Here is a 24,919-nt window from a genome sequence, read left to right on the forward strand (position 1 = left end):
CAGGGCGTCCCCTATTGACGGCCACGCGGCACCGGGCCTACCTTCCTCCCACCGATAGGAAACTTTCCTAACAGTGATCCGAGGAACGGCCGTCCGATGGACTTCCCCGCCTGATCACTGAGAAGCTGAGCAGCCGAAGGGCAGGTGTGGACACGCATGGCAGGAACCGCCGGCACGCCGGGCACCCCGCGCGTCCTGCGCGCCATGAACGACCGGGCCGCCCTGGACCTGCTGCTGGAGCACGGACAGCTGTCCCGCACCCGGATCGGCAAGCTCACCGGCCTGTCCAAGCCGACCGCCTCCCAGCTCCTGGCCCGTCTGGAGGCGGCGGGCCTCGTCCTGGCCACCGGCACCACCGAAGGCCGGCCCGGCCCGAGCGCCCAGCTCTACGAGGTCAACCCGGCGGCCGGCTACGCCGCCGGACTCGACGTCACCCCCCAGCGGATCCTCGCCGCGGTCGCCGACATCACCGGCCGCACGGTCGGCCGCCACGAGCTGCCCACCCCCGGCAGGCGCACCGGCACCCCGGTCGTCCAGCAGGTCACCGACGCCCTGGACGGCGCGGTGAAGGCGGCCGGTCTCGCCCGGGACGACGTCCACCGCCTCGTCATCGGCACCCCCGGCGCCTTCGACCCCACCACCGGCCGGCTGCGCTACGCCTCCCACCTCCCCGGCTGGCACTCCCCCACCCTGCTGGACGAGCTCGCCGCCGCCCTGCCGATGCCGTTCGAGTACGAGAACGACGTCAACCTGGTCGCGCTCGCCGAGCAGCGCCTCGGCGCGGCCCGGGGCCACGCGGACTTCGTGCTGCTGTGGAACCAGGAGGGCCTGGGCGCCGCCCTGGTCCTCGGCGGCCGGCTGCACCGCGGCTGGACCGGCGGCGCCGGCGAGGTCGGCTTCCTGCCGGTGCCGGGCACGCCCCTGGTCCGCCAGGTCACCAAGGCCAACAGCGGCGGCTACCAGGAGCTGGCCGGCTCCCAGGCCGTCCCGCGCCTGGCCCGCGACCTCGGCGTCGAGGACGTCCCGCCCGGCCCGTACGCCGAGGCCGCCGCCGAACTGGTGGCCAGGGCGGCACAGGCCGGCGACGACGCCCACCGGCAGCTCCTCCAGACCTACGCGACCCGGCTGGCCACCGGTCTGGCCTCGCTGGTCTCGGTCCTCGACCCCGAGCTCGTCGTGCTGAGCGGCGCGTCCCTCACCTCGGGCGGCGAGCCGCTGCGCGCTTTGGTCCAGGCCGAACTGGAAGAGCTGGCCGCGTCCCGCCCGCGTCTGGTCGTGGGCGACGTCCGTGAACACCCCGTGCTGCGCGGCGCGCTGGAGAGCGCGCTCGCGACCACGCGCGACGAGGTCTTCGACACCTCCCGCTGACCCACCCCCCCTCCCCCCGGTAATTCCCTTCTTCCTTCCCCCGTGCCTCAGGGAGCCCTGCCATGCCCGGAACCTCCAGAAAAGCGACCTTCGCGCTCGCCGCCTCCGCCTCCCTCGCCCTCCTCGCCACCGCGTGCACCGGCCAGTCCGGCGCGGGCGCGAGCGACGACGCGTCCAAGGAGACGACCCTCAACTTCTGGCACGCCTGGAGCGCGCCGTCGGAGGTGAAGGCCGTCAAGGACCTGGTCGCCGGATTCGAGAAGGCGCACCCCAACATCCACGTCGACGTCGTCGGCAACATGACGGACGACAAGATGAACCAGGCCCTGCGCACCGGCGGCGGCAAGGCCCCGGACGTGATCTCGTCGTTCACCACGAACAGCGTCGGAAAGTTCTGCTCCTCGGGCGCCCTGGTGGATCTCAACCCGTTCTTCGAGAAGTCGGGCATCGACCCGCGGCAGACCTTCCCGAAGGCGATGAACGAGTACACCCAGTTCGACGGAAACCGCTGCGCGGTGCCCCTGCTGGGCGACGCGTACGGCCTCTACTACAACAAGACGGCGTTCAAGAAGGCCGGTGTCGCCGAGCCGCCGAAGACCTGGTCGGAATTCGAGAAGGTCGCCGAGAAGCTGACGATCCCCCAGGGCGACACGTACAAGCAGCTCGGCTTCATGCCGAACTACCACGGCTGGGAAACCACCACCGAGCACTACCTCGGCCAGTTCTCCCCCACGTACTTCGACAAGGACGGCAAGTCGAACGTCGGCAAGGACCCGGCCTTCGAGGAGGCGTTCACGACACAGAAGAAGCTGGTCGACGCACTCGGCGGCTACCGCAGGCTGGAGACCTACCGCTCCGGGCTCGGCGACGAATGGGGCCCCAAGCACCCCTTCCACACCGGCCAGGTCGCCATGCAGCTCGACGGCGAGTGGCGCCTGGGCATGGCCCTGGACACCGAGCCGAAGTTCGACATCGGCGTGGCCCCGCTGCCCGTCCCCGACGACCAGGCCGACCAGTACGGCAAGGGCTACATCACCGGCACCATCGCCGGTATCGCCGCGACCAGCGAGAAGCAGAACGCGGCCTGGGAGCTGGTGAAGTACATGACCACGGACACGGACGCGGTGGTGAACTTCTCCAACGCCATCCACAACGTGCCCTCGACGCTGGCGGCCCTGAAGTCCCCGAAGCTCACGTACGACCCGCGCTTCAAGACGTTCCTGGAGATCGCCGCGAACCCGAACTCCACCACGGCTCCCGCCTCGATCAACGGCGGTGTCTACCTCACCACGATCCAGGAGTTCGGCTACGACTACGAAAGCGGCAAGGCCACCGATCTCAAGGCCGGACTGAAGAAGACGGCCGCGCAGATCGACACGGACATCGCGCAGGCGAAGTAGGCCATGAGCACCTCCGCCCTGCGGGCGAAACACCGCCGCTCGACCCTGCGCACCCTCGCCTTCCTCTCCCCCTGGCTGATCGGCTTCACGGTCTTCTTCGCCTACCCCCTGATCTCCACCGTCTACTTCTCCTTCATGCGCTACGACGGCTTCGAGCCGCCCACGTGGAGCGGCACGAAGAACTGGGTGTACGTCTTCGAGCACTACCCCCTCTTCTGGCCCGCCCTGCGCAACACCCTGTGGCTGGTCGTCGTCATGGTCACGCTCCGGGTCGCCTTCGGCCTGGGCGTGGGCCTGCTGATCACCAAGATCAAGACGGCCACGGGTGTCTTCCGCACCCTCTTCTACCTGCCCTACCTGGCGCCGCCCGTGGCGGCCACGATGGCCTTCGCCTTCCTCCTGAACCCCGGCACGGGCCCGGTCGACTCCATCCTCGAGAAGATCGGGCTGCCGGCCCCGGGCTGGTTCAACGACCCCGCCTGGTCGAAGCCGGCCCTTACCCTCCTGGCCCTCTGGGGCATCGGCGACCTGATGGTCATCTTCATGGCCGCCCTGCTCGACGTGCCGAAGGAGCAGTACGAGGCGGCGGAACTGGACGGCGCGACGCCCTGGCAGCGCTTCCGCTACGTGACGCTGCCGAACATCTCGCCGATCGTCATGTTCGCGGTCGTCACGGGCGTGATCCAGACGATGCAGTACTACACGCAGCCGCTGATCGCCGGGAAGGTCGCGTCGGGCGTGATCCAGGGCGCGGGCACGCAGTTCGAGCCCGGCTACCCGGACAAGTCCACCCTCACGCTCCCCCAACTCGTCTACAACCTGGGCTTCCAGCGCTTCGACTACGGCTCGGCCTGCGTGGTCGCCCTGGTCCTCTTCGCCCTCTCCATGGCCTTCACAGGACTTCTGATGCGCCGCAGGGGCGGCCTGATCCAGGCAGGTGAACGATGACGCAGGTACTCGACACACCCCTGGAGCCGAAGGCGCCGCCCGCACCGGCGGAACGCACGGCCCGCCGCAGGGGCCTCCTGGAATGGGTGGCGATCCACTCCCTCGGCATCGCGGCGGCCCTCTTCTTCGTCCTCCCGTTCGTCTTCGTCTTCCTCACCTCCCTCATGAGCGACAGCCAGGCGCTCAGCCGCGACCTGATCCCGCACACCTGGGAGTGGGGCAACTACGCCAAGGTCTTCGACACCCCCGGCTTCCTCACCTGGTGGAGGAACACCCTGGTCTACGCGGGCCTGGGTACGGTCCTCACGGTCGTCTCCTCGATCCCCGTGGCCTACGCCCTGGCCAAGTTCCGCTTCCGCGGCCGCAGTCTGGCCCTGATGCTGGTCATCTCGATGATGATGCTGCCGCCGCAGGTGATCATCATCCCGATGTACCTCTTCTGGGCGAAGCAGCTGGACCTGTCCGGCACGCTCTGGCCGCTGATCATCCCCATGGCGTTCGGCGACGCGTTCTCGATCTTCCTGCTGCGCCAGTTCCTGACGACGATCCCCGACGAGTACGTGGACGCGGCCAAGGTGGACGGCTGCGGCGACCTGCGCACACTCCTGAAGGTCGTTCTCCCGATGGCCAGACCGGGCATCGCCGCGGTGGCCCTCTTCCAGTTCTTCTACGCGTGGAACGACTACTTCGGCCCCCAGATCTACGCCTCGGAGAACCCGGGCGCCTGGACGCTCTCCTACGGCCTGGAGTCGTTCAAGGGCGCCCACCACACCGACTGGAACCTCACCATGGCCGCCACCGTGCTGGTCATGGCCCCCGTGATCCTCGTGTTCTTCTTCGCCCAGAAGGCGTTCGTGGAGGGTGTCACGCTCACCGGAGTAAAGGGTTAGTACTGACATGAAACTCACCGTGGTCGGCGGAGGCTCGACCTACACCCCCGAACTCGTGGACGGCTTCGCCCGCCTGAGGGACACCCTGCCCGTCGAGGAACTGGTCCTGATGGACCCCGCACAGGACCGCCTGGACCTGGTCGGCGGCCTGGCCCGCCGCATCTACGCCCGCCAGGACCACCCGGGCCGCATCACCACGACGAGCGACCTCGACGAGGCGGTGGACGGCGCGGACGCGGTCCTGCTGCAACTGCGCGTAGGCGGCCAGGCGGCCCGCGAGCAGGACGAGACCTGGCCCCTGGAATGCGGCTGCGTGGGCCAGGAGACGACCGGCGCCGGCGGCCTGGCCAAGGCCCTGCGCACGGTCCCGGTGGTGCTGGACATCGCGGACCGCGTCCGCCGTACCAACCCCCGGGCCTGGATCATCGACTTCACCAACCCGGTCGGCATCGTGACCCGCGCCCTGCTCCGAGCGGGCCACAAGGCGGTGGGCCTGTGCAACGTGGCGATCGGCCTGCAGCGCAAGTTCGCGGCCCTGCTGGCGGTGGAGCCCTCCGGGATCCACCTGGACCACGTGGGCCTCAACCACCTCACCTGGGAGACGGCGGTACGCCTGGGCGGCCCGGAGGGCGAGGACGTCCTGCCGAAACTGCTGGGCGAGCACGGCGACACGATCGCGGCCGACCTCCGCCTCCCCCGCCCCCTGCTCGACACCCTGGGCGTAGTCCCCTCCTACTACCTGCGCTACTACTACGCGCACGACGAGGTCGTGCGGGAACTCGGCACCAAGCCGTCCCGCGCGGCCGAAGTGGCCGCGATGGAACGCCGGTTGCTGTCCATGTACGCCGACCCGGCCCTGGACGAGAAGCCGGAACTGCTCGCGAAGCGGGGCGGTGCCTTCTACTCGGAGGCCGCGGTGGACCTGGCGGCGGCCCTGCTGGGCGGCGGCGGCTCGCCGTACCAGGTGGTGAACACGTACAACCGGGGCACGCTCCCGTTCCTCCCCGACGACGCGGTGATCGAGGTCCAGGCGGCGGTGGGCGCCGAGGGCGCGTCCCCCCTGCCCGTACGGCCCGTGAACCCGCTCTACGCGGGCCTGATGGCCAACGTCACGGCCTACGAGGACCTGGCCCTCCAGGCCGCCCTGCACGGCGGCCGGGAACGCGTCTTCCGCGCCCTCCTCTCCCACCCCCTCATCGGCCAGCACGCGTACGCCGAGACGCTCGCCGACCGGCTGATCGCGCACAACCGGGAGCACCTCGCGTGGGTCTGACCGTCCTCGCCGTCGACGCGGGCAACAGCAAGACGGACGTCGCGATCGTGACGGCGGCCGGGGAGGTCCTCGCCACGGCACGCGGGGGCGGCTTCCGTCCCCCGGCCGTGGGCGTGGACACGGCGATGGACGGCCTGGCCGAAACGGTGGCGCAGGCCCTCACCACCGCGGGGCTCACCTCGGTCACCCACGTCTCGGCGTGCCTGGCCAACGCCGACTTCCCCGTCGAGGAGGAACAACTGGCCGCGGCGCTGCGGGCGCGCGCCTGGGGCGCGACGGTGACGGTCCGCAACGACACCTTCGCGATCCTGCGGGCCGGTGCCACCGAACCCCGGGGTGTCGCGGTGGTCTGCGGCGCGGGCATCAACTGCGTGGGCATGCGGCCCGACGGCCGCACGGCCCGCTTCCCCGCACTCGGCCGGGTCTCGGGCGACTGGGGCGGCGGCTGGGGCCTGTCCGAGGAGGCCCTCTGGCACGCGTCCCGGGCGGAGGACGGCCGCGGCACCCCCACCGCCCTGTCCCACACCCTCCCCGCCCACTTCGGCCTGCCGTCCGTGTACGCCCTCGTCGAGGCACTGCATCTTGAGCACATCCCGGCCCCGAGGCGCCACGAGCTGACCCCGGTCCTCTTCGCCACGGCCGCCGACGGCGACACGATCGCCCGGACGATCGTGGAACGCCAGGCCGAGGAGGTGGTCTCCATGGCGGTGGTCGCCCTGACCCGCCTGGACCTCCTGTCCGAGGCGACCCCCGTCCTCCTGGGCGGCGGCGTCCTGGCCGCCCGCCATCCCCAACTGAACGACCACATAGAGCACTTGCTGACCGAGCGCGCACCGAAGGCGGTACCGCGGGTGGTGACGTCCAGCCCGGTGCTGGGCGCGGCGCTGCTGGGACTGGACCGGATCGGGCCGAGGGAGGAGGCGCAGGAGAGACTGCGGGCGTACTACGACGGGTGACGCACCCGTACCCGCGTACGGCGGGAAAGGAGGGGCGCGCCGCGACCCGGGAACCGAACCAACTCCCCGTACGTGTTCCTGGACGAGGGGTGCTGCAAGGGGTGCTGCGAGAAGTGGCGCAGGGGGTGTGCCACGCTGCGATCCGATCAAGATCGTGGCAAGGCCGGTGCGGATGTCGGCCCCGGCAGCGATACTTGCGGCGACGGATGACCATGGGGGAGGTCACAGTGACGTACACGCCGAAGAGCAGCACACCACCACCAGGCCCCGGCCTGCCCGTCCTTCCGGCCGTACCGGCACAGGCGGCACCTCCGGCAGGGCCCCCCGGCAGCCCCCCGGCCCCCTCCGCACCCCCCGCCGCGGTCCCCCGCCGCACCGCGTTCGCCGAGGGCCTCGACCAGCTCCGCTCCGCCGCCACCACGGAGCCCGGCCGCCTCCGCGTCATCGGCGCTCTCCTGGCCCTCCTCGTCATCGCCTTCGGCGCCGTCACCGCCTGGCAGATGACCGACCGCGCGGCCGCCGCCGACGACGTCCTCACCCGCAGCCAGCCCCTCAGCTCGGACGCCGCCGACATCTACCGCTCCCTCGCGGACGCCAACACCGCCGCCTCCAGCGGCTTCCTCGCCGGCGGCCAGGAGTCGGCCACCACCCGCGACCGCTACGAGCGGGACATCCGCACGGCCGCCGAGAAGCTCGTCAACGCCGCCGCCAACGCCGACCCTGACTCCCCGTCCACGGCGACGATCGCGAAGCTCAACAGGCTCCTGCCGGAGTACAAGGGCCTGGTGGAGCGCGCCCGCACGTACAACCGCCAGGGCTTCCCCGTCGGCGGCGCCTACCTGCGCTACGCCAACGAGAAGATGCAGACGGAGATGCTCCCGGCGGCGGAGGACCTCTACAAGAAGGAGAACCAGCGCCTCAGCGCGGACTACGCGAGCGCCACGCCCTACCCCTGGGCGGCCATCGCCCTCGGCGTCGCCGCCCTGGCCGCCCTCGCCTGGGCCCAGCACCGCAACTACCAGCGGACGAACAGGGTCCTGAACCACGGTTTGGTGGCCGCCACGGCCACGGCGACGGTCGTCCTCCTCTGGCTGGTCGTGGGCCACACCGTCGCCCGCGCGGGCCTGAACGACTCCTACGACCACGGCGTCCGCTCCCTGAACGTGCTGCACGACGCGCGCATCGCCTCCCTCAAGGCCAGGGGCAACGAGAACCTCACCCTGGTGGCCCGCGGCGCGGAGACGAAGAAGGTCGGCGAAGAGACCTACGACGCCTACGACTACGACTTCGGCAGGGACATCAAGGCCCTCGCCGCCCACCTGGCGGCCGCGGAGAAGCTCGCCGACGACTCCTCGGGCGAGCGCCCCGTCACCGCCGCCGTGGGCAACATGACGGAGTGGAAGAAGCGCCACACCGCGGCCCGCGAGCAGGACGAGAACGGCAACTACCAGCAGGCGCTGAACCGGGTCATCGGCACCAAGGACGCGACGGGCGAGTGCTTCGACAGCGTCGACGAGAACCTGCGCACGGCACTCGCGCACGAGGAGACGGAGTTCAAGCGCGCGGCGGGCGACGGCCGTGACGCGCTGACGGGCATGGCCGCCGGCGCGGCCGTCCTCGCGGTGCTGGGCGCCGCGGGCGCGGTCCTGGGCATCGGCCGCAGGCTGTCGGAGTACCGATGAACGGGACAGGGGCGAAGGGAGGAACGACCGTGCGAGACGCGCTCAGGGGCTGGGGCGGAGTGACCGCGATGGCAGTCGTCTGCGGCCTGGTGGCGCTGGTGGCCCTCTGCCTGCCGCTCACCACCGCCACGACGGCCACCCAGAACACCACCGCGACGCACACAGCCCGGACCGGAGCCGAGGAGGACTGCGAGGCCCCCGAGAAGCAGACCCTCTCCCCCTCCTCCGCCGACGGCGACACCATCCGGGCGATCAAGAACCGCGAGGGCCAGAAGCGCAAACTGATCGTCGGCGTCGACCAGAACAGCTACCGCTGGGGCTACCGCAACCCCAACAGCGGCAAGACCGCGGAGCTCGAGGGCTTCGACATCGACCTGGTCCACCGCATCGCCGAGGACATCCTCGGCGACCCGGACGCCGTCCAGTTCAAGGCGATCCCCACCGACCAGCGCATCCCGGCGATCCAGGACGGCCGCGTGGACATGGTCGTCCGCACGATGACGATCAACTGCGACCGCATCGACGACGTCGCCTTCTCCGCGCCCTACTTCAAGACGGGCCAGCAGGTCCTGGCCCCGAAGTCCTCCCCCGTCAAGGGTTACGACGACACGCTCGCGGACCGCAGGATCTGCACGGCGGCCGGTTCCACGGCATTCGCCGCGCTGAAGGCGGACCAGAAGGACGGCAAACTCCCCGCGAGCACCGACATCTCCACCACCGTCCCGAACCAACTCGACTGCCTGGTGCGGCTCCAGCTCGGCGAGGTCGACGCCGTGGTCACCGACGGCGCCCTCGCGGCGAGCCAGGCGGCACAGGACCCGGCGGTCGAGCTCAAGGGCGACGCCTTCACTGCCGAGTACTACGGCGTGGCGATGAAGAAGGACGCGGACGATCTGGTACGCCGGGTCAACCAGATCCTGGTGGACTACCGCAAGGACACCGCGAACGGCTGGCAGGCGTCGTACGAGAAATGGCTGTCGGCAACACTGAGCAAGGATGCGAAGAAGTCGGAACCACCGGCACCGCAGTACCTCCGCACCACCTGACACCCTGCTGAACCCGCGCACACCCCACACCAGAAGACGACAGACGACACGCGACACACGACCGCAGCGAGAGGTGATCGATGGGCGTCACGGGATCCACCGGGCCGGTGATGGACCGGGACGAGGTGGACCGTGCGCTGGCGCGGCTCGGCGCGGAGCACGAGGCGATCGAGACCTCGCTCCTCGCCCTGCAGGACCACGCGGGCCGCAGACTCCTGGAGGGCGCCGAGCTCACCGGCGTCACCCAGGAGCGCTGGACGTCCACGGAGGCGTCGATCACGCTGCTGTGGACGTACTTCGACGCGTACACCGACGCGCTGCGCTCCGCCCGCGACATCCGGGCCCGCCGCCGCTGGTCCAGCCGCGAGGACCTGGTGGAGCTGACGGAACTGCTGAACGGCGACTCGGTCACCGTGGCGGGCAGCGCCACGGCGACGGCCAACGCCCCCACCCTGCACGGCAGTCCGACGAAACTCAGCGAGCGTTTCTCGCTCACCACCCTCGTCGACCGGATGAACGAGCTGTACGCGACGAGCCTGGACATGGTGGTCGCCGCGGACGCGGTCTGGTCGGCCCTGCCGGCCCGGATCGATCTGCTCGCGGCGGAACTCCAGCGCACCCGGCGGCTCGCGCACTCGGTCGGCGTGCGCCCCGGTGAGCACCCGGCGGGCGACGACCTGGAGCGCATCACGCGGATACTGACGAAGCTGCGCGAGCAGGTGATCTCGGACCCGCTGGCGTTCTGGCTGGCCGCGGAGGGCAGTTCGGCGCCGGGCGGCGGCAGGCCGGACACGGCGGTGTACGACCGCGAGGCACGCGCCCTGGAGGACGTACGCCGGGAGATCGACGCCGTACTGACGGTTCGCCAGGACGCCGAGAAGCGGATCGTGAAGCTGCGGGACATCCTCAGCCGCGCGGACCGCACGCTCGCCGAGGCGCGCACGGCACGCGGCGAGGTCCTCGCGAAGATCGCGGCGACGGAGGTGCCGGTCGTCAGCGGCCCGCCCACCCAGCTCCAGGAGCAGCTTGCGGCGGCCGCCGAGTACCGCAGACAGGCGCAGTGGCACCGGCTGTCCCCGCTGCTGGAGTCGCTGGAGCAGAAGGCCGAGGACGAACTGCTGCGCGCCCGCGAGTCGTTGACGGCGGTCACCGCCCCGCTGGCGGTCCGCGCCGAGCTGCGCGGCCGGCTCGACGCGTACAAGGCGAAGGTCGCCCGGCACGGCTTCGCCGAGGACACGCTGCTGGTGGAGCGGTACGAGAAGGCGCGCCGCATGCTGTGGAGCGCGCCGTGCGACCTGCGCGCCGCCGAGCAGGCAGTGCTGCGCTACCAGCACGCCGCCGCGGAGCTGCTCGGCAGCCCGCGGGTGCCGGAGCAGGGCGTGCCCGAGGACGACCGCAGGGGGCCGGGCGCATGAGCGACGAGGGGGAGTCCATGAGTCAGGCAGCGCACGAGCAGACCGGCGCGCCGCCACGCGCCTGTCAGCGCCCCGGCTGCGAGGGCGCGTACGAGGACGTGGGCGGCGGCGAGCTGTACTGCGACACCTGCGGTCTCGCCCCGGTCGTCGCGGCGAACGGCATGGTCGGTTCGCCTCCCACCGGCATCACCGCCGGAGGCAGGGGCGGCTCCCGCGGGTCCTCCGGCAGCGGCAGTTCCCGCTCCAGCAGCCGCAGTTCGCGCACGTCGTCCCAGTCGTCGAAGTCCCGCCGCTCGGTGTCGGGGCGCCTGTCGCGGTCCCTGTCGGGCAAGTCGACGGGCCGCTCGGTGTCGGTGCGCAGCTCCGGCTCGACCGCCGGTTCCGGGTCCCGGGGCCGGCTGGGCGCCGGGCTGGTGCAGGTGCCGCCGATCCCGCGGCCGGACCCGCGCGAGATGGTCCTGGACAACCCCGAGGTGCCCGAACGGAAGCGGTACTGCTCACGCTCCGACTGCGGTGCTCCGGTGGGCCGGGCGCGCGGCGACCGGCCGGGCCGTACGGAGGGCTTCTGCACCAAGTGCGGTCATCCGTACTCGTTCGTGCCGAAGCTGCGGGCCGGGGACGTGGTGCACGGCCAGTACGAGGTGGTCGGCTGCCTCGCGCACGGCGGGCTCGGCTGGATCTACCTCGCCGTCGACCGGGCGGTGTCGGACCGCTGGGTGGTCCTCAAGGGCCTGCTGGACACCGGCGACCAGGACGCCATGGCGGCGGCGATCTCCGAGCGGCGCTTCCTCGCGGAGATCGAGCACGCCAACATCGTGCGGATCTACAACTTCGTGGAGCATCTGGACCAGCGCACGGGTTCGCTCGACGGCTACATCGTCATGGAGTACGTCGGCGGCAAGTCGCTGAAGGAGATCGCCAACGCCCGCCGCACCACGCAGGGCAGACGCGATCCGCTGCCGGTCGAGCAGGCCTGCGCGTACGGCATCGAGGCGCTGGAGGCGCTCGGGCACCTGCACAGCCGGAACCTGCTGTACTGCGACTTCAAGGTCGACAACGCCATCCAGACCGAGGACCAGCTCAAGCTGATCGACATGGGCGCGGTGCGCAGGATGGACGACGAGGAGTCGGCCATCTACGGCACGGTCGGCTACCAGGCGCCCGAGGTCGCCGAGGCCGGCCCGTCGGTGGCGAGCGACCTCTACACCGTCGCCCGCACCCTCGCCGTCCTGACGTTCGACTTCCAGGGCTACACGAACGTCTACGTCGACTCCCTGCCCGACCCGGACCACATCGAGGTGTTCCGGCAGTACGAGTCGTTCTACCGGCTCCTGGTCCGTGCCACGGACCCCGACCCGGCGCGCCGGTTCGCCTCCGCGCAGGAGATGACCGAGCAGCTGACGGGCGTCCTGCGGGAGGTCGTCTCCCTCCAGACGGGCCGCTCCCGGCCCGCCCTGTCCACACTGTTCGGACCGGAACTGCGGGTCACGGACACGGAGTTGTTCCCCAAGCTGATCGGCGACGTGTCCCGCCTGGGAGCCCGGGTGGTGCGGGCCCGGGCTCGCACCGGCGCTCCTGCCGCCCTGCCGCACCCGCAGCGGCCCGAGGGCCCGCCCGGTCTCGTCAAGCCCGTCGAAGCCCCCGCCGCCGCCTTCGCCCTGCCCGTCCCGCGCGTCGACCCGACCGACCCCAACGCCGGTTTCCTCGCGGGCCTGATGACCTCCGCCCCAGCCGAACTGCTCGGCGCCCTGGCAGCCGCCCCGGCCCCGTCGATCGAGACGCGCCTGCGGCAGATCCGGGCCTGGCTGGAGACCGGTGAGCCGGCCGCCGCGCTGCAGGCGCTGGTCGCGCTGGAGGGCGAGCGGCCCGACGACTGGCGGGTGGTCTGGTACCGGGGCGTGGCCGCGCTGGTGACGGGCGACGACGAGGGCGCCGCACTCGCCTTCGACGCGATCTACGACGCCTTCCCGGGCGAGATCGCGCCCAAGCTGGCGCTGGGCCTGTGCGCGGAGGTGCTGGGCCAGCTCGACAACGCCGCCGAGTACTACCGGCTGGTGTGGTCGACCGACCCGAGCTATGTGAGCGCGGCGTTCGGCCTGGCCCGGGTCCAGCTGGCGACCGGGGACCGGCGCGGCGCCGTACGGACGCTGGAGTCGGTCCCGGAGTCCTCCATCCACTACACCGCCGCGCGGGTGGCGGCCGTCCGGGCGCGGCTGCGGCAGCGCACGGCGACCGCGTCCGACGCGCCGTTCCTGGAGGATCTGACGGCCGCCGCGGCGCAGGTCGAGGCGCTGGAGGCGTACGGTCTGGATCCGGCGCGACGGGAGCAGTTGTCGGCCGAAGTCCTCGGTTGCGCGCTGGACTGGGTACTCTCCGGGGGCCAGGGTTCCGCCCCTCCCGCCGCCGGGGGACGGACGCTGCTCGGCAGCGGCCTGGACGAGCGGGGCCTGCGTTTCGGTCTGGAACGCTCGTACCGCACGCTGGCCCGGCTGGCGCGGGGCGGCGACGAAAGGATCGACCTGGTGGAACGTGCCAATCGTTACCGCCCCCGGACGTGGGTGTAGTTGATGTCGCAGATGCCCCAGTTGTCCGCCTGCCCGAGTTGCGAGGAACCCCTCGAATCGGGTGACCGTTTCTGCGGCGCGTGCGGATACGACCTGTCCGCCGTGCCGGCACGGCCTCAGGACAACCCGACCATCACCATGAACGGCTCGGTGCCCGCCCAGGGCGCTCCGGCCGGTGCGTATCCCGAGCCCCCGCCGGCGCCACCCGCCGGCGCGGCCTGGCCCGCACCCGGGCCGGACGGCGCGGGCGCCCCGGACGCGGTGCACCTGCCGGCGGACCTCCCGGGCACGGACTCGGGCGGCTCCGCCCTGCCGCCTCGGACGCCCCCGCCACCGAGCGCACCGCCGGCCGCGGGCGTGCGCTTCGACCGGCCGCCGCAGCCCGACGGGCCCGCCGCGTCGCCGGAGATCTACCAGACACAGCCCGACGAGTACCTCCTCCAGGCACCGGACCCACGGGTGTCCGCCGAGCCGGCGGCCCAGGCCGCGGGCACCGGCGGCAAGGTCTGCGTCGCCTGCCGGGCCGGCCGCGTGGACGACGACGGCTACTGCGAGAACTGCGGCCACGCCCAGCCGCGCGAACGGGACCACATGGAGCAGGAGTCCGGCCCGGTGGCCGCGGTCAGCGACCGCGGCCTGCGCCACCACCGCAACGAGGACGCGTTCGCCATCGGCACCACCGCGCTGCCCGACGGCTCCCCCGCCTCCGTCGCGATCGTCTGCGACGGCGTCTCCTCGGCGACCCGCCCCGACGACGCCTCCGCGGCCGCCTCGAAGGCGGCGGGCGAGACACTGCTGGCGGCCCTGCCACGCGGCACGCACCCGCAGCAGGCGATGCACGACGCGATCCTCGCCGCCTCGCGCGCCGTCAACTCGCTCGCCGCGGAGCCCGCCACGGCCCTGGAGCAGGCCCCGCACCAGAACGCCCCGGCCTGCACCATCGTCGGCGCCGTGGTGACGTCGGGCCTGCTGATCGTCGGCTGGGTCGGCGACAGCCGCGCCTACTGGGTGCCGGTCGACCGCAGCGCTCCCCCTGCCCGGCTCACCGAGGACGACTCCTGGGCCGCGCAGATGGTCGCCGCCGGCCTGATGAACGAGGCCGAGGCCTACGCCGACGAGCGCGCCCACGCGATCACCGGCTGGCTCGGCGCGGACGCCTACGAACTGGAACCGCACACCGCCGCGTTCAAACCGGACCGGCCCGGCGTGGTCGTGGTCTGCACCGACGGCCTGTGGAACTACGCGGAGGCGGCCGAGGAGATGGCCCGCGTCGTCCCGCTCGACGCGGCCACGCAACCGCTGCACAGCGCCCGGGTGCTCGTCGGCCACGCCCTGGACGGCGGGGGCCACGACAACGTAACAGTGGCGCTCGTGCCGTTCCCGGCCGTGCCCCAGGGGGCAGGATCGGCCTGAGGCCACGTACGGGGACGCCTCGGCGGACCGGAGGGGACTGGTCCGCCTACCGTCATCACCCCGCCGCGGCGGGGGCTTTGGAGGGGGATCGAAGCAGGCATGGCCAATTTCTCGAAGTCGAACGTGCCCCAGTTCTCGGTGGACGTGTACCAGAACGAGTACCTGCCGGAGGGCGCCGGCGAGGTCAACGCCATCGTCACGGTGACGGCGACCGGCGGCGGCACCATCGGCAGCGCGGTCGCGTCGCCCCACCTCTACTCGCCCGGCCAGGGCCCGTCCGCGGCCGTGGCGATCATGGTCGACTGCTCGGGGTCGATGGACTACCCGCCGACCAAGATGCGCAACGCCCGCGACGCCACGGCCGCGGCGATCGACACCCTGCGCGACGGCGTGCACTTCGCGGTGATCGGCGGGACGCACGTGGCGAAGGAGGTCTACCCGGGCGGCGGGCGCGTCGCGGTCGCCGACGCCGCCACCCGCGAGCAGGCCAAGCAGGCGCTGCGCTCGCTCAGCGCGGGCGGCGGCACGGCCATCGGCACCTGGCTGAAACTGGCCGACCGCCTGCTGTCGTCCGTGGACGTCGCGATCCGGCACGGCATCCTGCTCACCGACGGCCGCAACGAACACGAGTCACCCCAGGACCTGAAGGCCGCGCTCGACGCGTGCGCCGGACGTTTCACGTGTGACGCGCGCGGCGTGGGCACCGACTGGGAAGTGAAAGAAGTCACAGGGATCGCCTCCGCCCTGCTCGGCACCGCCGACATCGTCGCGGATCCGGCCGCGCTCGCCGCCGACTTCACGCAGATGATGGAGACGGCGATGGGCAAGGAGGTCGCGGACGTCTCCCTGCGGCTGTGGACCCCGGTCGGCACGACCGTGAAGTTCGTCAAGCAGGTCGCGCCGACGGTCGAGGACCTGACCGGCCGGCGCACCGAGGCGAACCCGCGCGCCGGCGACTATCCCCTTGGTTCCTGGGGAGATGAGTCCCGTGACTACCACGTCTGCGTCGAGGTCCCGGTCGCGAACATCGGCCAGGAGATGCTGGCGGCGCGGATCTCACTGGTCATTCCGCAGCCCGACGGCAGCGTCCAGAACCTCGGCGCGCAGGGTCTGGTGCGGGCCGTGTGGACGGACGACATGGTCGCCTCGACGTCGATCAACCCTCAGGTCGCCCACTACACCGGGCAGGCCGAACTGGCACAGGTCATCCAACAAGGGCTGGATCTTCGCAAGTCGGGCGATATGGACGGAGCAACGGCCAAACTGGGCCGGGCCGTTCAGCTCGCGAGTGCCTCCGGGAACGCCGATACTGCGAAACTGCTTGCGAAGGTGGTGGACGTGGTCGATGCCGCGACCGGTACTGTGCGACTGAAGGCGAAGGTCGCGGAGGCTGACGAGATGACGCTCGAAACCCGGTCCACCAAGACTGTTCGCGTGAAGAAGTGACCTGGAAGAGATCGAAGGAGGGACGCGCCGACATGCCGACCTGCCCGAACGGACACCAGTCGGGTTCCGACGACTGGTGCGAGGTCTGCGGTCACCGCATGGCGGGTGCCGTGCCTCCGCCTCCTCCCCCGCCGCCGCCCGGCGGCTACGGCTTCCCGCCCCCCGCCGGCGGCCCGGGTGGCCCCCAGGGCCCCGGTGGCCAGCCCGGCGGACGCCCGCCGCACCTGTCCTCCGTACCGAACGCCGAGCCGGAGCTCTGCCCGCAGTGCCGTACGCCGCGTGAGGGCGGCGCCCCGTTCTGCGAGGAGTGCCGGTGGAACTTCCTGACGAACACGGCGACCTCGTACACCCCCGCGGCCCCGCCGCCCGGCCCGGGTGTGCGTTTCCAGCCACCGGGCCAGCAGGGCGGCCCGCCCCCCGGCCCGTCGTACGGCGGCGGTGACTCCTACGAGTACCAGGGCTCCCGTCCGTCGCAGATGAACCGCCCGGCCGAGCCGATCCCGCCGTTCGGCGGCGACCCGTCCGGCCGCCCCGGCCCGGGCGGCCCCGGCCCTGGCCCCGGTGGCCCTGGCCCCGGTGGTCCGCAGGGCGGCGGCTACGGCTACCCGCAGCCCGGCCCTGCCCCGACCTCGCCCGGTCCTGGTGGCCCTGGCGGCCCTGGTGGCTTCGGCGGCCCTCCCGGACCCGGTGGTCCCGGCGGCCCTGGCAATTTCGGTGCCGACCCTTCCCGGCCGGTCCCGCCCCCGCCCGGACCCGGTGGCCCGGGTGGGCCTGGTGGTCCCGGCGGGCCTGGTGGTCCCGGTGCTCCGCAGGCCTTCCACCAGTCCGGCCCCCCGGCCCCGCCCGGATTCCCGCAGGAGACCCAGCGGCCCGGGCAGCAGGGCGGTCCGTCCTTCGGCGGCGGTGACGACGACTGGGTGATCTCCCCGCCGACGTCCGGCCCGGGCGGCCCCGGCGGTCCCGGCCAGGGCGGCTACGGCTACCCGCAGCCCGGAGCGACCCAGGCCCCGCCCGGCCCCGGTGGCTTCCCGCAGCAGCCCCAGGCGCCGCAGGGACCCGCGACGTGGACCGCGACCATCGGCCCGGACCGCGACTACTTCATGGCGATGATGCAGCGCTCCGGCCCCGAGGCCACCGGCCTGAACCTGCCCGCGTACTCGCCCGAGCAGCAGCGCACGCTCACCGGCAACCAGCTCACGATCGGCCGCCGCCGGCACTCCACCGGCGACACCCCCGACATCGATCTGTCGGTGCCGCCGGAGGACCCGGGCGTCTCGCACCAGCACGCGGTGCTGGTCCAGCAGCCGGACGGCAGCTGGGCGGTCGTCGACCAGAACTCGACGAACGGCACGACGGTCAACGGCTCGGAGGAACCGATCCAGCCGTTCGTCCCGGTACCGCTGCAGGACGGCGACCGGGTGCACGTGGGCGCCTGGACGACCATCACCATCCGGCGCGGCTGAGACCCGTCACGACGGGAGGGGCCAGGCGTACGGCCCCTCCGGGTCGTCCAGCCAGGCCCACTCCCGCTCACCGCTGACCGTGATCCCGTAGCGCTCGCGCTGCGGCCTGCCCTCCTGCTCCCACAGCGCGTGCGCCTCCTGCGGGTCGAGGCTGCCGCGGGTCAGGGCGAGCAGGAACCGGAACAGGTCGTCCTCCCGGGCCCGGCGCGGCACCCCGCCCAACTGGACCGGCTCGCCCCCGGGCCGGCCGGCGCCGCGCAGCGGCACGAAGTAGGCCGGAGTGTGCAGGAAGCGTCCCTCGGCATGCTCCGCGCCGGTCACCGTGAGCACGATCAGGCCGGTGGCGAGCGGCATGAGGATCCGGCCGCCGGGGCGGCTCTGGGCGACCCAGGCGCGCGGGACGCCGCCCAGGGCGCAGGTGGCGATGATCCGGTCGAACGGCGCGCGCTCCGGCACGCCCCGGGCGCCGTCGCCGGTGACGACGACCGGGTGGTACCCGGCCGCGGCCAGGTGCCGGCGGGCCGACTCGGTGATCTCCGGGTCGAGGTCGACGGTGGTGACCTTGTCGTCGCCCAGCCGATGGGCGAGCAGCGCCGCGTTGTAGCCGGTGCCGGCGCCGATCTCCAGAACCGTGTGGCCGTCCTCGACGCCCAGCGCGGCCAGCATGTCCGCCATCAGGGACGGCTGGCTGCTGGACGACAGCAGCTCGCCGTCGCGCAGCCGCGTGGCCAGCGGGGTGTCCTCGTAGGCGCCCCGCATCCACCGCTCCCGGGCCCCGGGGTCGGCGCTCTCACCCCAGCGGCGTTCGTAGCCGCCGGCGGCACCGACGTAGTAGTACGGCACGAAGAGGTGCCGCGGGACCGCCGCGAAGGCCTCCCGCCAGCCCGGATCGGCGGCCCAGGCCCCGCTCGCCTCGATCCGCCGCACCAGCGCCGCCCGCGCGGCGGCGGCGAGATCGTCGAGTTCCCTGCCGGGTGCGTTCCCGCCCATGCCTCCACAGTAGGGGCAGGGTCCCGACAGGAGGGGCAGGGTCCTAGGTCTTGAGTCCTATGCCGGGGCGTCTGAGACCATGGATCGCGTGAATGAGATTCGGCGCGGCACGCTTCAGGAGCAGACCTTCTACGAGCAGGTCGGCGGGGAGGAGACCTTCCGTCGGCTCGTCCACCGTTTCTACGAGGGAGTCGCCGAGGACCCGCTGCTGCGGCCCATGTACCCCGAGGAGGACCTGGGCCCGGCCGAGGAGCGCCTCACGCTGTTCCTCATCCAGTACTGGGGCGGCCCCACGACGTACAGCGAGAACCGCGGCCACCCGCGGCTGCGGATGCGGCACGCCCCCTTCGCGGTCGACCGGGCGGCGCACGACGCGTGGCTGAAGCACATGCGGGTCGCCGTCGAGGAGCTCGGCCTGTCCGAGGAGCACGAGCACACGCTGTGGAACTACATGACGTACGCGGCGGCCTCGATGGTCAACACCGCGGGCTGACGCCGGCCGGGGGCCCGGTCAGCGGACGCTGACGTCCAGCGCCCCGAGCCCGGCACGTCGTACGGCGATGGACCCGTACGGCGTGCGCAGCCTCTGCCACGCGCCCGACGAGAACAGCGCCGGCGGCACCCCGGGCCGCAGGAAGCCGAGGGACTGCGCCGCGTGCACGGCCCGGACGGGGAGCCGGGTGTCCCCGACCGTACGGGACCAGATGTCCCGCCCGATCCGGTCCAGCTCGGCCCGCGTCCGCTGCTCGGAGGGCAGCTCCTGGGTACGGGAGCGGAACTCGGCGACCACGGCGGCGACCAGGGACCGCAGGGCGTCCGGCGCCGGCAGCCCCGGCTCGGCGCGCCAGCCGCCGCGGGGCGGCAGCACACCCGCCCACGGCGGCCCGGTCACCGCGCCCGGCACGACGGCCGTCGCGGCCTTCTCGTCCACCGCCTCCAGCAACTCACCGGCCGAGACGGTCGCGTCCAGCGTGACCTCGAGCCCCTTCTCGTACGGCTTCGCCAGCCGTACCGCCCGCACGGCCAGCACCTCGAAGGAGGGGGGCCGCCCGAAGACGGCCAGCGCGGTGCCGGCCGCCTGCAGCCGCACCGCGGCTCCACGGTCGTAGTGGAGCAGCCGGGAGAGGAAGGCCGCGAGATCCGCCGCCTCCCCCTCGTCGGCGAGGTGGAGCACCGTCATGCGGCGACGGCCTCCTCCTCGGCGTCATCCATGTACTCGCGCAGGAACTCCCGTTCCTCCGCGGTGATCCGGCGCGGGCGCTGCGCCTCGAAGTCGAACGGCACGATCACCGTCGAGGCCCGCACGTAGACCTGGTCGTCGTCCTTCACCTCGTAGGTGAGGGTGAAGGACGCGGCCCTGATCTCGGTGACCCACAGCTCGATGTCCACCGGGTGGTGCCGGTGGACGAGCTGCCGCTTGTAGTCGATCTCATGGCGTGCCACCACGGACCCCTGCTTGAAGTCCTTCTCCGGGCGGAACAGGAAGTCGATACGGGCTTCCTCCAGGTAGCGGAGGAACACCACGTTGTTGACGTGGCCGTACGCGTCCATGTCCGCCCAGCGCAGCGGGCAGCGGTAGATGTGCCGCAAGATCGATCAGCCCCGGGTCAGCTTCTTGTAGGTGGCGCGGTGCGGACGGGCGGCGTCCGGACCGAGCCGCTCGATCTTGTTCTTCTCGTACGACTCGAAGTTGCCCTCGAACCAGAACCACTTGGACTCGCCCTCGTAGGCGAGGATGTGCGTGGCGACCCGGTCCAGGAACCACCGGTCGTGGGAGACGACCACGGCCGCACCCGGGAACTCCAGCAACGCGTTCTCGAGGCTGCTGAGGGTCTCGACGTCGAGGTCGTTCGTCGGCTCGTCGAGGAGCAGCAGGTTGCCGCCCTGCTTGAGGGTGAGCGCGAGGTTCAGGCGGTTGCGCTCACCGCCGGAGAGCACCCCGGCCGGCTTCTGCTGGTCCGGACCCTTGAACCCGAAGGCGGAGACGTAGGCGCGCGACGGCATCTCGACCTGGCCCACGTTGATGTAGTCCAGCTCGTCGGAGACGACGGCCCACAGCGACTTCTTGGGGTCGATGTTCTCGCGGCTCTGGTCGACGTAGGAGATCTTGACGGTGTCGCCGACCTTGATGGCGCCGGAGTCCGGCTCCTCGATGCCCTGGATCATCTTGAACAGGGTGGTCTTGCCGGCACCGTTCGGGCCGATGATCCCGACGATCCCGTTCCGCGGCAGCGTGAAGCTGAGGTCGTCGATGAGCAGCTTGTCGCCGAAGCCCTTGCTGAGGTTGTTGACCTCGACGACGACGTTGCCCAGGCGCGGGCCCGGCGGGATCTGGATCTCCTCGAAGTCCAGCTTCCGCATCTTGTCGGCCTCGGCGGCCATCTCCTCGTAGCGGGCCAGACGCGCCTTGGACTTGGCCTGCCGCCCCTTGGCGTTGGACCGCACCCACTCCAGCTCTTCCTTGAGCCGCTTCTGCCGCTTGGCGTCCTTCTGGCCCTCGACCTTGAGGCGGGCGGCCTTGGTCTCCAGGTACTTGGAGTAGTTGCCCTCGTAGGGGTAGAGGCGACCGCGGTCGACCTCGCAGATCCACTGGGCGACGTTGTCGAGGAAGTACCGGTCGTGGGTGACCGCGACGACGGTGCCCGGGTACTTGGCCAGGTGCTGCTCCAGCCAGTTCACCGACTCGGCGTCGAGGTGGTTGGTGGGCTCGTCGAGGAGCAGCAGGTCGGGCTGCTCCAGCAGGAGCTTGCACAGCGCGACGCGGCGGCGCTCACCACCGGACAGGTTGGTGACGGGCCAGTCGCCGGGCGGGCAGCCCAGGGCGTCCATGGCCTGCTCCAGCTGAGCGTCCAGGTCCCACGCGTTGGCGTGGTCCAGGTCCTCCTGGAGCTTGCCCATCTCGGTCATGAGCTCGTCGGTGTAGTCGGTCGCCATCTGCTCGGCGATCTCGTTGAACCGGTCGAGCTTGCCCTTGATCCCGGCGACACCCTCCTGGACGTTCTCCAGGACGGTCTTGTCCTCGGTCAGCGGGGGCTCCTGGAGCAGGATGCCGACCGTGTAACCGGGAGTGAGGAAGGCGTCACCGTTGGACGGCTGCTCGATCCCGGCCATGATCTTCAGGATCGTCGACTTTCCGGCGCCGTTCGGGCCGACGACGCCGATCTTCGCCCCCGGAAGGAAGCTGGTCGTCACGTCGTCGAGGATCACCTTGTCGCCGTGCGCTTTGCGCGCCTTGCGCATGGTGTAAATGAACTCAGCCAAGAGAAACCGTCCGGCAGCTTGAAACTGGCAGTGGGCAGATACACCCCATCTTGCCGTACCGCCAGGCCTGGGTGGAAACGCGTATAGCTGCGCGGGCCTGACCTGGGTCTTTGTGATAGACGGCCGAGTCTCGCCTGTCACTGTCGGTCGCCGTTGGTCGGCCTCGGGCGCCCTCGCACGGCCCAGAGACGGCCCAGGGGTGATCACTCGATGGCAGCGTTGTACGGGGGTTGGGCCACCGTCGCGACGTGAACGGCAGGGCTGACCGCCCTCACCACTTGACAGACGTGGACGCGCCGAAGCACCGCCGCAGCCCGCGCGCGAAGCCTGCGCCTACCGGTTGATCGGGATCTCGTAGACGACCTCGCAGTGAGCAGCGGGCACGATGATGTCCGCTGTCTCGACGGGTCGCCCCTGGTCGCTGTAGTACGTCCGCCGGATGTGCGTGACGAGTGCGGCCTTCTGGATGCCCAGAAGAGAGGCCTCCTCGGCGGTCGCCTGTCGCGGTTCCGGCTGTTCCACGGCGTGGCTGACGGTGACGCCGATAGCAGCCATGCGGTTCACGACACCGGCCCCGGCGTGGGGGCCTCCCTCGGGGAGAACGACAAGAGTGCCTGCGGTGAGGTCGTACGGCTCCCAACTCGTCGACAGCTGCACCGGCCTGCCGTCGGCCAGGAACTCGTATGACGTCCTGACGCACAGATCGCCCTCGGCGATGCCCAGCCGCGTAGCGATGTCGGCCGGGGCCGGCACCTTGGCGTCGGTCCTGCTCTCCCAGTCGCCTTGCTTGCCCAGGGCCTTCATGTCCGCACGGAAGGGCGACTTCTCGGGCCGCTCGCGCGCAGACGACCGGACGACCCGCACCCGCTGCCGGGGCTCGGCGACGTACGTCCCCGATCCGGCGCGGCCTTCCAGTACGCCCTGGGAGATCAGCAGCTCCTGCGCCCGGCGAACCACGTTCTCGCCCACGCCGCACTCCTGGCCGATCTGGGCGCGGGAGGGCAGTCGGTCCCCGGGCTCCCACACGTGCTCCGCGATGCGCCGCCGGAGTTCGTCGGCGATGCGGAGGTAGGGCGGCTGCTCAGGCATATGGAAAATCTAGTCCACTAGCTCTAATCTAGTTAACTAACTTCACTCAAAGTGATCGCCGGTGACGGAGGCTGCCCTGTGCCCGCTTCGGGAGTTCGCGCGGCAGCCATCGCTGCCCGACTGTCCGACCTAGGGCTTCCCGCGCGCGTGGAGGAGCACGACCGGCACACGTCGGTCGAGGCGGAGGTACCGGACTCACTCACCGCCGACTTATGGCGGGAGGTCCTGGAGGCGGTGACTGAAGCCGATCGGTTCGGGCTCCTCGCCACCAGCCTGAACGACCGCACCCTCTGGGCGGTCGTACACAAAGCGGTCCCCACGACGGGCGATGTCGGGGGACCGAGCCATCAGCGATAGGAGCTGACCAGCGTGCTCAACCGTATCCGCCGTGCCGCCTCGCTCACCAGAGCGCGGTACTTTCCCAAGGGCAGGCACCGCCGCCCCTTACGGCCGTCTCGGCTGACGCTTGCTCCCGCTTCCGCTACATCCGCCGACGAGTCGACGGTCGTCCTGGGCCAGGCTCTCGACAGGGTGGGTCACTGGCAGCCGCTCCGGGGTGAGGACACCACACTTGTCCGTCCGTACGTACTGGCGCAAGAAGAACGCGTACGGCGACCTAGGGTCGTCCTCGCCCCCTATCTCCCGGCCGACGCCAGGTCGACCCTCCTGGGGGTTCAGTGATGCCATCACGGGGGCAATCTCTTGGCCCGGACGCCTCGGCTACCACGTACCGCTCGACTGCGTGCCAGATCGGCACGCACCACGCCTGCGCTGAGTCGTCGCCTGAATTGGCGCCGGTTGACCTTCCCTTGATTTACGAGGCTTGCGTCTGCCTGTGCCACACGGCACCCGGCCGGCCTCAGCCCAGAGGCGACGCGGCGAGCGGCTCGGCATCGAGTGGCACGCAGGCACTCAACGCCGAAATCACCGAGAGGGGCACACGGGGATGACGGCACATGACGAACTGAGACTTCTCCCGTGGGCAGGGCCGGACGGCAAACCGTGCTACTTGAGCACCGATGACCAAGGCGGCTACGTCTCCCGCCTGGCGGACCACATCGAGGCGTTCCAACTCGGCTTGGCGTCCCAACTGCTTGAGCAGTCAGATCAGGTACTCGACGACGAGACCGAGGACCCGGAGGAGCTGAACCTTCTCGCTGCCCAACTGACCAGCGCATTGCGAGACGTGCTGCGTGTAGCGACCAGCCGCGGACGCACGCCGGTTGCGCCTGTCCGCCCTTGAGGGCCTGAGCGACAGCGATGTGCAGTGCGGCAGGGAGCCTCGGCAATGGTCCGGGGCTTCCTGCTCTCATCCGGCGTGCAATCGGCACGCCCGTGGGGGGGGCGGACCTGGTGACTACCACCTTAGAAGTTCGATCCGGGCTGAGTTCTGCTGATGTCGGGGCTAGTGTCGCGCTTTCCCTTGCCGAGGTGACGCATTGAGCCGACCATCGACAGCACGGTGAGGCGCGTCGTCAAGGGGGATCATGACCAAGCCCGCGAAAAGCGAGTCGGCCGATGAGGCCATGGCCCGGCACAAGGCGGCAATGGCGCAGCGGGAGAAGGCGCTCAAACTCATGGCTCGTCAGGCCGCAAGGAGGACCGCAGCAGCAAGCAAGGCCAAGTTGGAGCCTCAGCCCACGAAGCAGCCGCTGCGCGTAGTGCGGGTTACTACCAGCGTTCGGACGGTGTCCGGCGGACTGCCGTCCCTCGGG

21 protein-coding genes are annotated in these 24,919 nt (G+C 71.3%); 16 read left to right on the forward strand and 5 right to left on the reverse strand.

What is annotated here, in order from left to right; all coding sequences use genetic code 11:
* The first annotated feature begins 156 nt into the window (after positions 1-156).
* The 13 genes from AB0G20_RS02910 to AB0G20_RS02970 all read left to right on the forward strand — a co-directional run bounded on the left by AB0G20_RS02910 (position 157) and on the right by AB0G20_RS02970 (position 17,864).
* Positions 157-1,368, forward strand: a complete 1,212-nt coding sequence (locus AB0G20_RS02910) for an ROK family transcriptional regulator (RefSeq protein ID WP_361294797.1) — start codon at positions 157-159, stop codon at positions 1,366-1,368.
* 62 nt (positions 1,369-1,430) lie between these two features.
* Positions 1,431-2,768: an ABC transporter substrate-binding protein gene (locus AB0G20_RS02915; RefSeq protein WP_361294800.1), complete on the forward strand. Its 1,338-nt coding sequence runs from the start codon at positions 1,431-1,433 to the stop codon at positions 2,766-2,768.
* Between the two features lie 3 nt (positions 2,769-2,771).
* Positions 2,772-3,716 (forward strand): sugar ABC transporter permease, encoded by a 945-nt coding sequence (locus tag AB0G20_RS02920; protein ID WP_361294803.1) that lies wholly within the window; start codon positions 2,772-2,774, stop codon positions 3,714-3,716.
* Positions 3,713-4,606, forward strand: coding sequence for a carbohydrate ABC transporter permease (locus AB0G20_RS02925; RefSeq protein WP_361294806.1), 894 nt, complete (start codon positions 3,713-3,715; stop codon positions 4,604-4,606). Before AB0G20_RS02920 ends, AB0G20_RS02925 begins: the two co-directional genes overlap by 4 nt.
* A 7-nt stretch (positions 4,607-4,613) precedes the next feature.
* Positions 4,614-5,879 carry a 6-phospho-beta-glucosidase gene (locus AB0G20_RS02930; protein WP_361294809.1) on the forward strand — a complete coding sequence of 422 codons (1,266 nt, stop codon included), beginning with the start codon at positions 4,614-4,616 and terminating at the stop codon, positions 5,877-5,879.
* Positions 5,870-6,835: a BadF/BadG/BcrA/BcrD ATPase family protein gene (locus tag AB0G20_RS02935; protein WP_361294812.1), complete on the forward strand. Its 966-nt coding sequence runs from the start codon at positions 5,870-5,872 to the stop codon at positions 6,833-6,835. Before AB0G20_RS02930 ends, AB0G20_RS02935 begins: the two co-directional genes overlap by 10 nt.
* Positions 6,836-7,047: 212 nt before the next feature.
* Positions 7,048-8,517, forward strand: a complete 1,470-nt coding sequence (locus AB0G20_RS02940; RefSeq protein ID WP_361294815.1) for a hypothetical protein — start codon at positions 7,048-7,050, stop codon at positions 8,515-8,517.
* Positions 8,514-9,563 carry a glutamate ABC transporter substrate-binding protein gene (locus AB0G20_RS02945; RefSeq protein WP_361294818.1) on the forward strand — a complete coding sequence of 350 codons (1,050 nt, stop codon included), beginning with the start codon at positions 8,514-8,516 and terminating at the stop codon, positions 9,561-9,563. The genes AB0G20_RS02940 and AB0G20_RS02945 overlap by 4 nt, the downstream gene beginning before the upstream one ends.
* A gap of 80 nt (positions 9,564-9,643) precedes the next feature.
* Positions 9,644-10,978: a hypothetical protein gene (locus tag AB0G20_RS02950; protein ID WP_361294821.1), complete on the forward strand. Its 1,335-nt coding sequence runs from the start codon at positions 9,644-9,646 to the stop codon at positions 10,976-10,978.
* 17 nt (positions 10,979-10,995) lie between these two features.
* Positions 10,996-13,542, forward strand: coding sequence for a tetratricopeptide repeat protein (locus AB0G20_RS02955; RefSeq protein ID WP_361294824.1), 2,547 nt, complete (start codon positions 10,996-10,998; stop codon positions 13,540-13,542).
* A 3-nt stretch (positions 13,543-13,545) separates the two neighbouring features.
* Complete coding sequence (locus AB0G20_RS02960; RefSeq protein WP_361294827.1) at positions 13,546-14,955, forward strand: PP2C family serine/threonine-protein phosphatase; 1,410 nt, start codon at positions 13,546-13,548, stop codon at positions 14,953-14,955.
* A gap of 99 nt (positions 14,956-15,054) precedes the next feature.
* Entirely contained in the window at positions 15,055-16,401 is a 1,347-nt protein-coding gene (locus AB0G20_RS02965) for a VWA domain-containing protein (protein ID WP_361294830.1), read from the forward strand.
* A gap of 32 nt (positions 16,402-16,433) precedes the next feature.
* The gene (locus tag AB0G20_RS02970; RefSeq protein ID WP_361295797.1) at positions 16,434-17,864 is read left to right on the forward strand and encodes an FHA domain-containing protein; all 1,431 of its coding nucleotides are present in this window, start codon (positions 16,434-16,436) and stop codon (positions 17,862-17,864) included.
* Positions 17,865-17,870: 6 nt separating this feature from the next.
* On the opposite strand, the gene AB0G20_RS02975 is transcribed toward AB0G20_RS02970, so the two are convergent.
* A complete protein-coding gene (locus AB0G20_RS02975) occupies positions 17,871-18,854 on the reverse strand; it encodes a methyltransferase domain-containing protein (protein WP_361294833.1) in 984 nt (327 codons plus the stop codon).
* A gap of 79 nt (positions 18,855-18,933) precedes the next feature.
* Between AB0G20_RS02975 and AB0G20_RS02980 the strand changes: the two genes are divergently transcribed.
* Positions 18,934-19,347 carry a globin gene (locus AB0G20_RS02980; RefSeq protein ID WP_361294836.1) on the forward strand — a complete coding sequence of 138 codons (414 nt, stop codon included), beginning with the start codon at positions 18,934-18,936 and terminating at the stop codon, positions 19,345-19,347.
* A gap of 18 nt (positions 19,348-19,365) precedes the next feature.
* On the opposite strand, the gene AB0G20_RS02985 is transcribed toward AB0G20_RS02980, so the two are convergent.
* The 4 genes from AB0G20_RS02985 to AB0G20_RS03000 all read right to left on the reverse strand — a co-directional run bounded on the left by AB0G20_RS02985 (position 19,366) and on the right by AB0G20_RS03000 (position 23,204).
* Positions 19,366-20,034, reverse strand: a complete 669-nt coding sequence (locus tag AB0G20_RS02985; protein WP_361294839.1) for a hypothetical protein — start codon at positions 20,032-20,034, stop codon at positions 19,366-19,368.
* Positions 20,031-20,444 carry a thioesterase family protein gene (locus AB0G20_RS02990; protein WP_031105280.1) on the reverse strand — a complete coding sequence of 138 codons (414 nt, stop codon included), beginning with the start codon at positions 20,442-20,444 and terminating at the stop codon, positions 20,031-20,033. The genes AB0G20_RS02985 and AB0G20_RS02990 overlap by 4 nt, the downstream gene beginning before the upstream one ends.
* Positions 20,445-20,450: 6 nt before the next feature.
* Positions 20,451-22,115: an energy-dependent translational throttle protein EttA gene (gene ettA, locus AB0G20_RS02995; RefSeq protein WP_142163897.1), complete on the reverse strand. Its 1,665-nt coding sequence runs from the start codon at positions 22,113-22,115 to the stop codon at positions 20,451-20,453.
* Positions 22,116-22,448: 333 nt separating this feature from the next.
* Positions 22,449-23,204, reverse strand: a complete 756-nt coding sequence (locus tag AB0G20_RS03000; RefSeq protein WP_361294844.1) for a GntR family transcriptional regulator — start codon at positions 23,202-23,204, stop codon at positions 22,449-22,451.
* A 78-nt stretch (positions 23,205-23,282) separates the two neighbouring features.
* Between AB0G20_RS03000 and AB0G20_RS03005 the strand changes: the two genes are divergently transcribed.
* On the forward strand, positions 23,283-23,561 hold the full coding sequence (locus tag AB0G20_RS03005) for a hypothetical protein (protein WP_361294847.1): 279 nt from the start codon (positions 23,283-23,285) through the stop codon (positions 23,559-23,561).
* 589 nt (positions 23,562-24,150) lie between these two features.
* Positions 24,151-24,447, forward strand: a complete 297-nt coding sequence (locus AB0G20_RS03010; protein WP_361294850.1) for a hypothetical protein — start codon at positions 24,151-24,153, stop codon at positions 24,445-24,447.
* Positions 24,448-24,919 lie beyond the last annotated feature (472 nt).

The sequence above is a fragment of the Streptomyces sp. NPDC024017 genome (genome assembly GCF_040638895.1).
Taxonomy (GTDB): domain Bacteria; phylum Actinomycetota; class Actinomycetes; order Streptomycetales; family Streptomycetaceae; genus Streptomyces.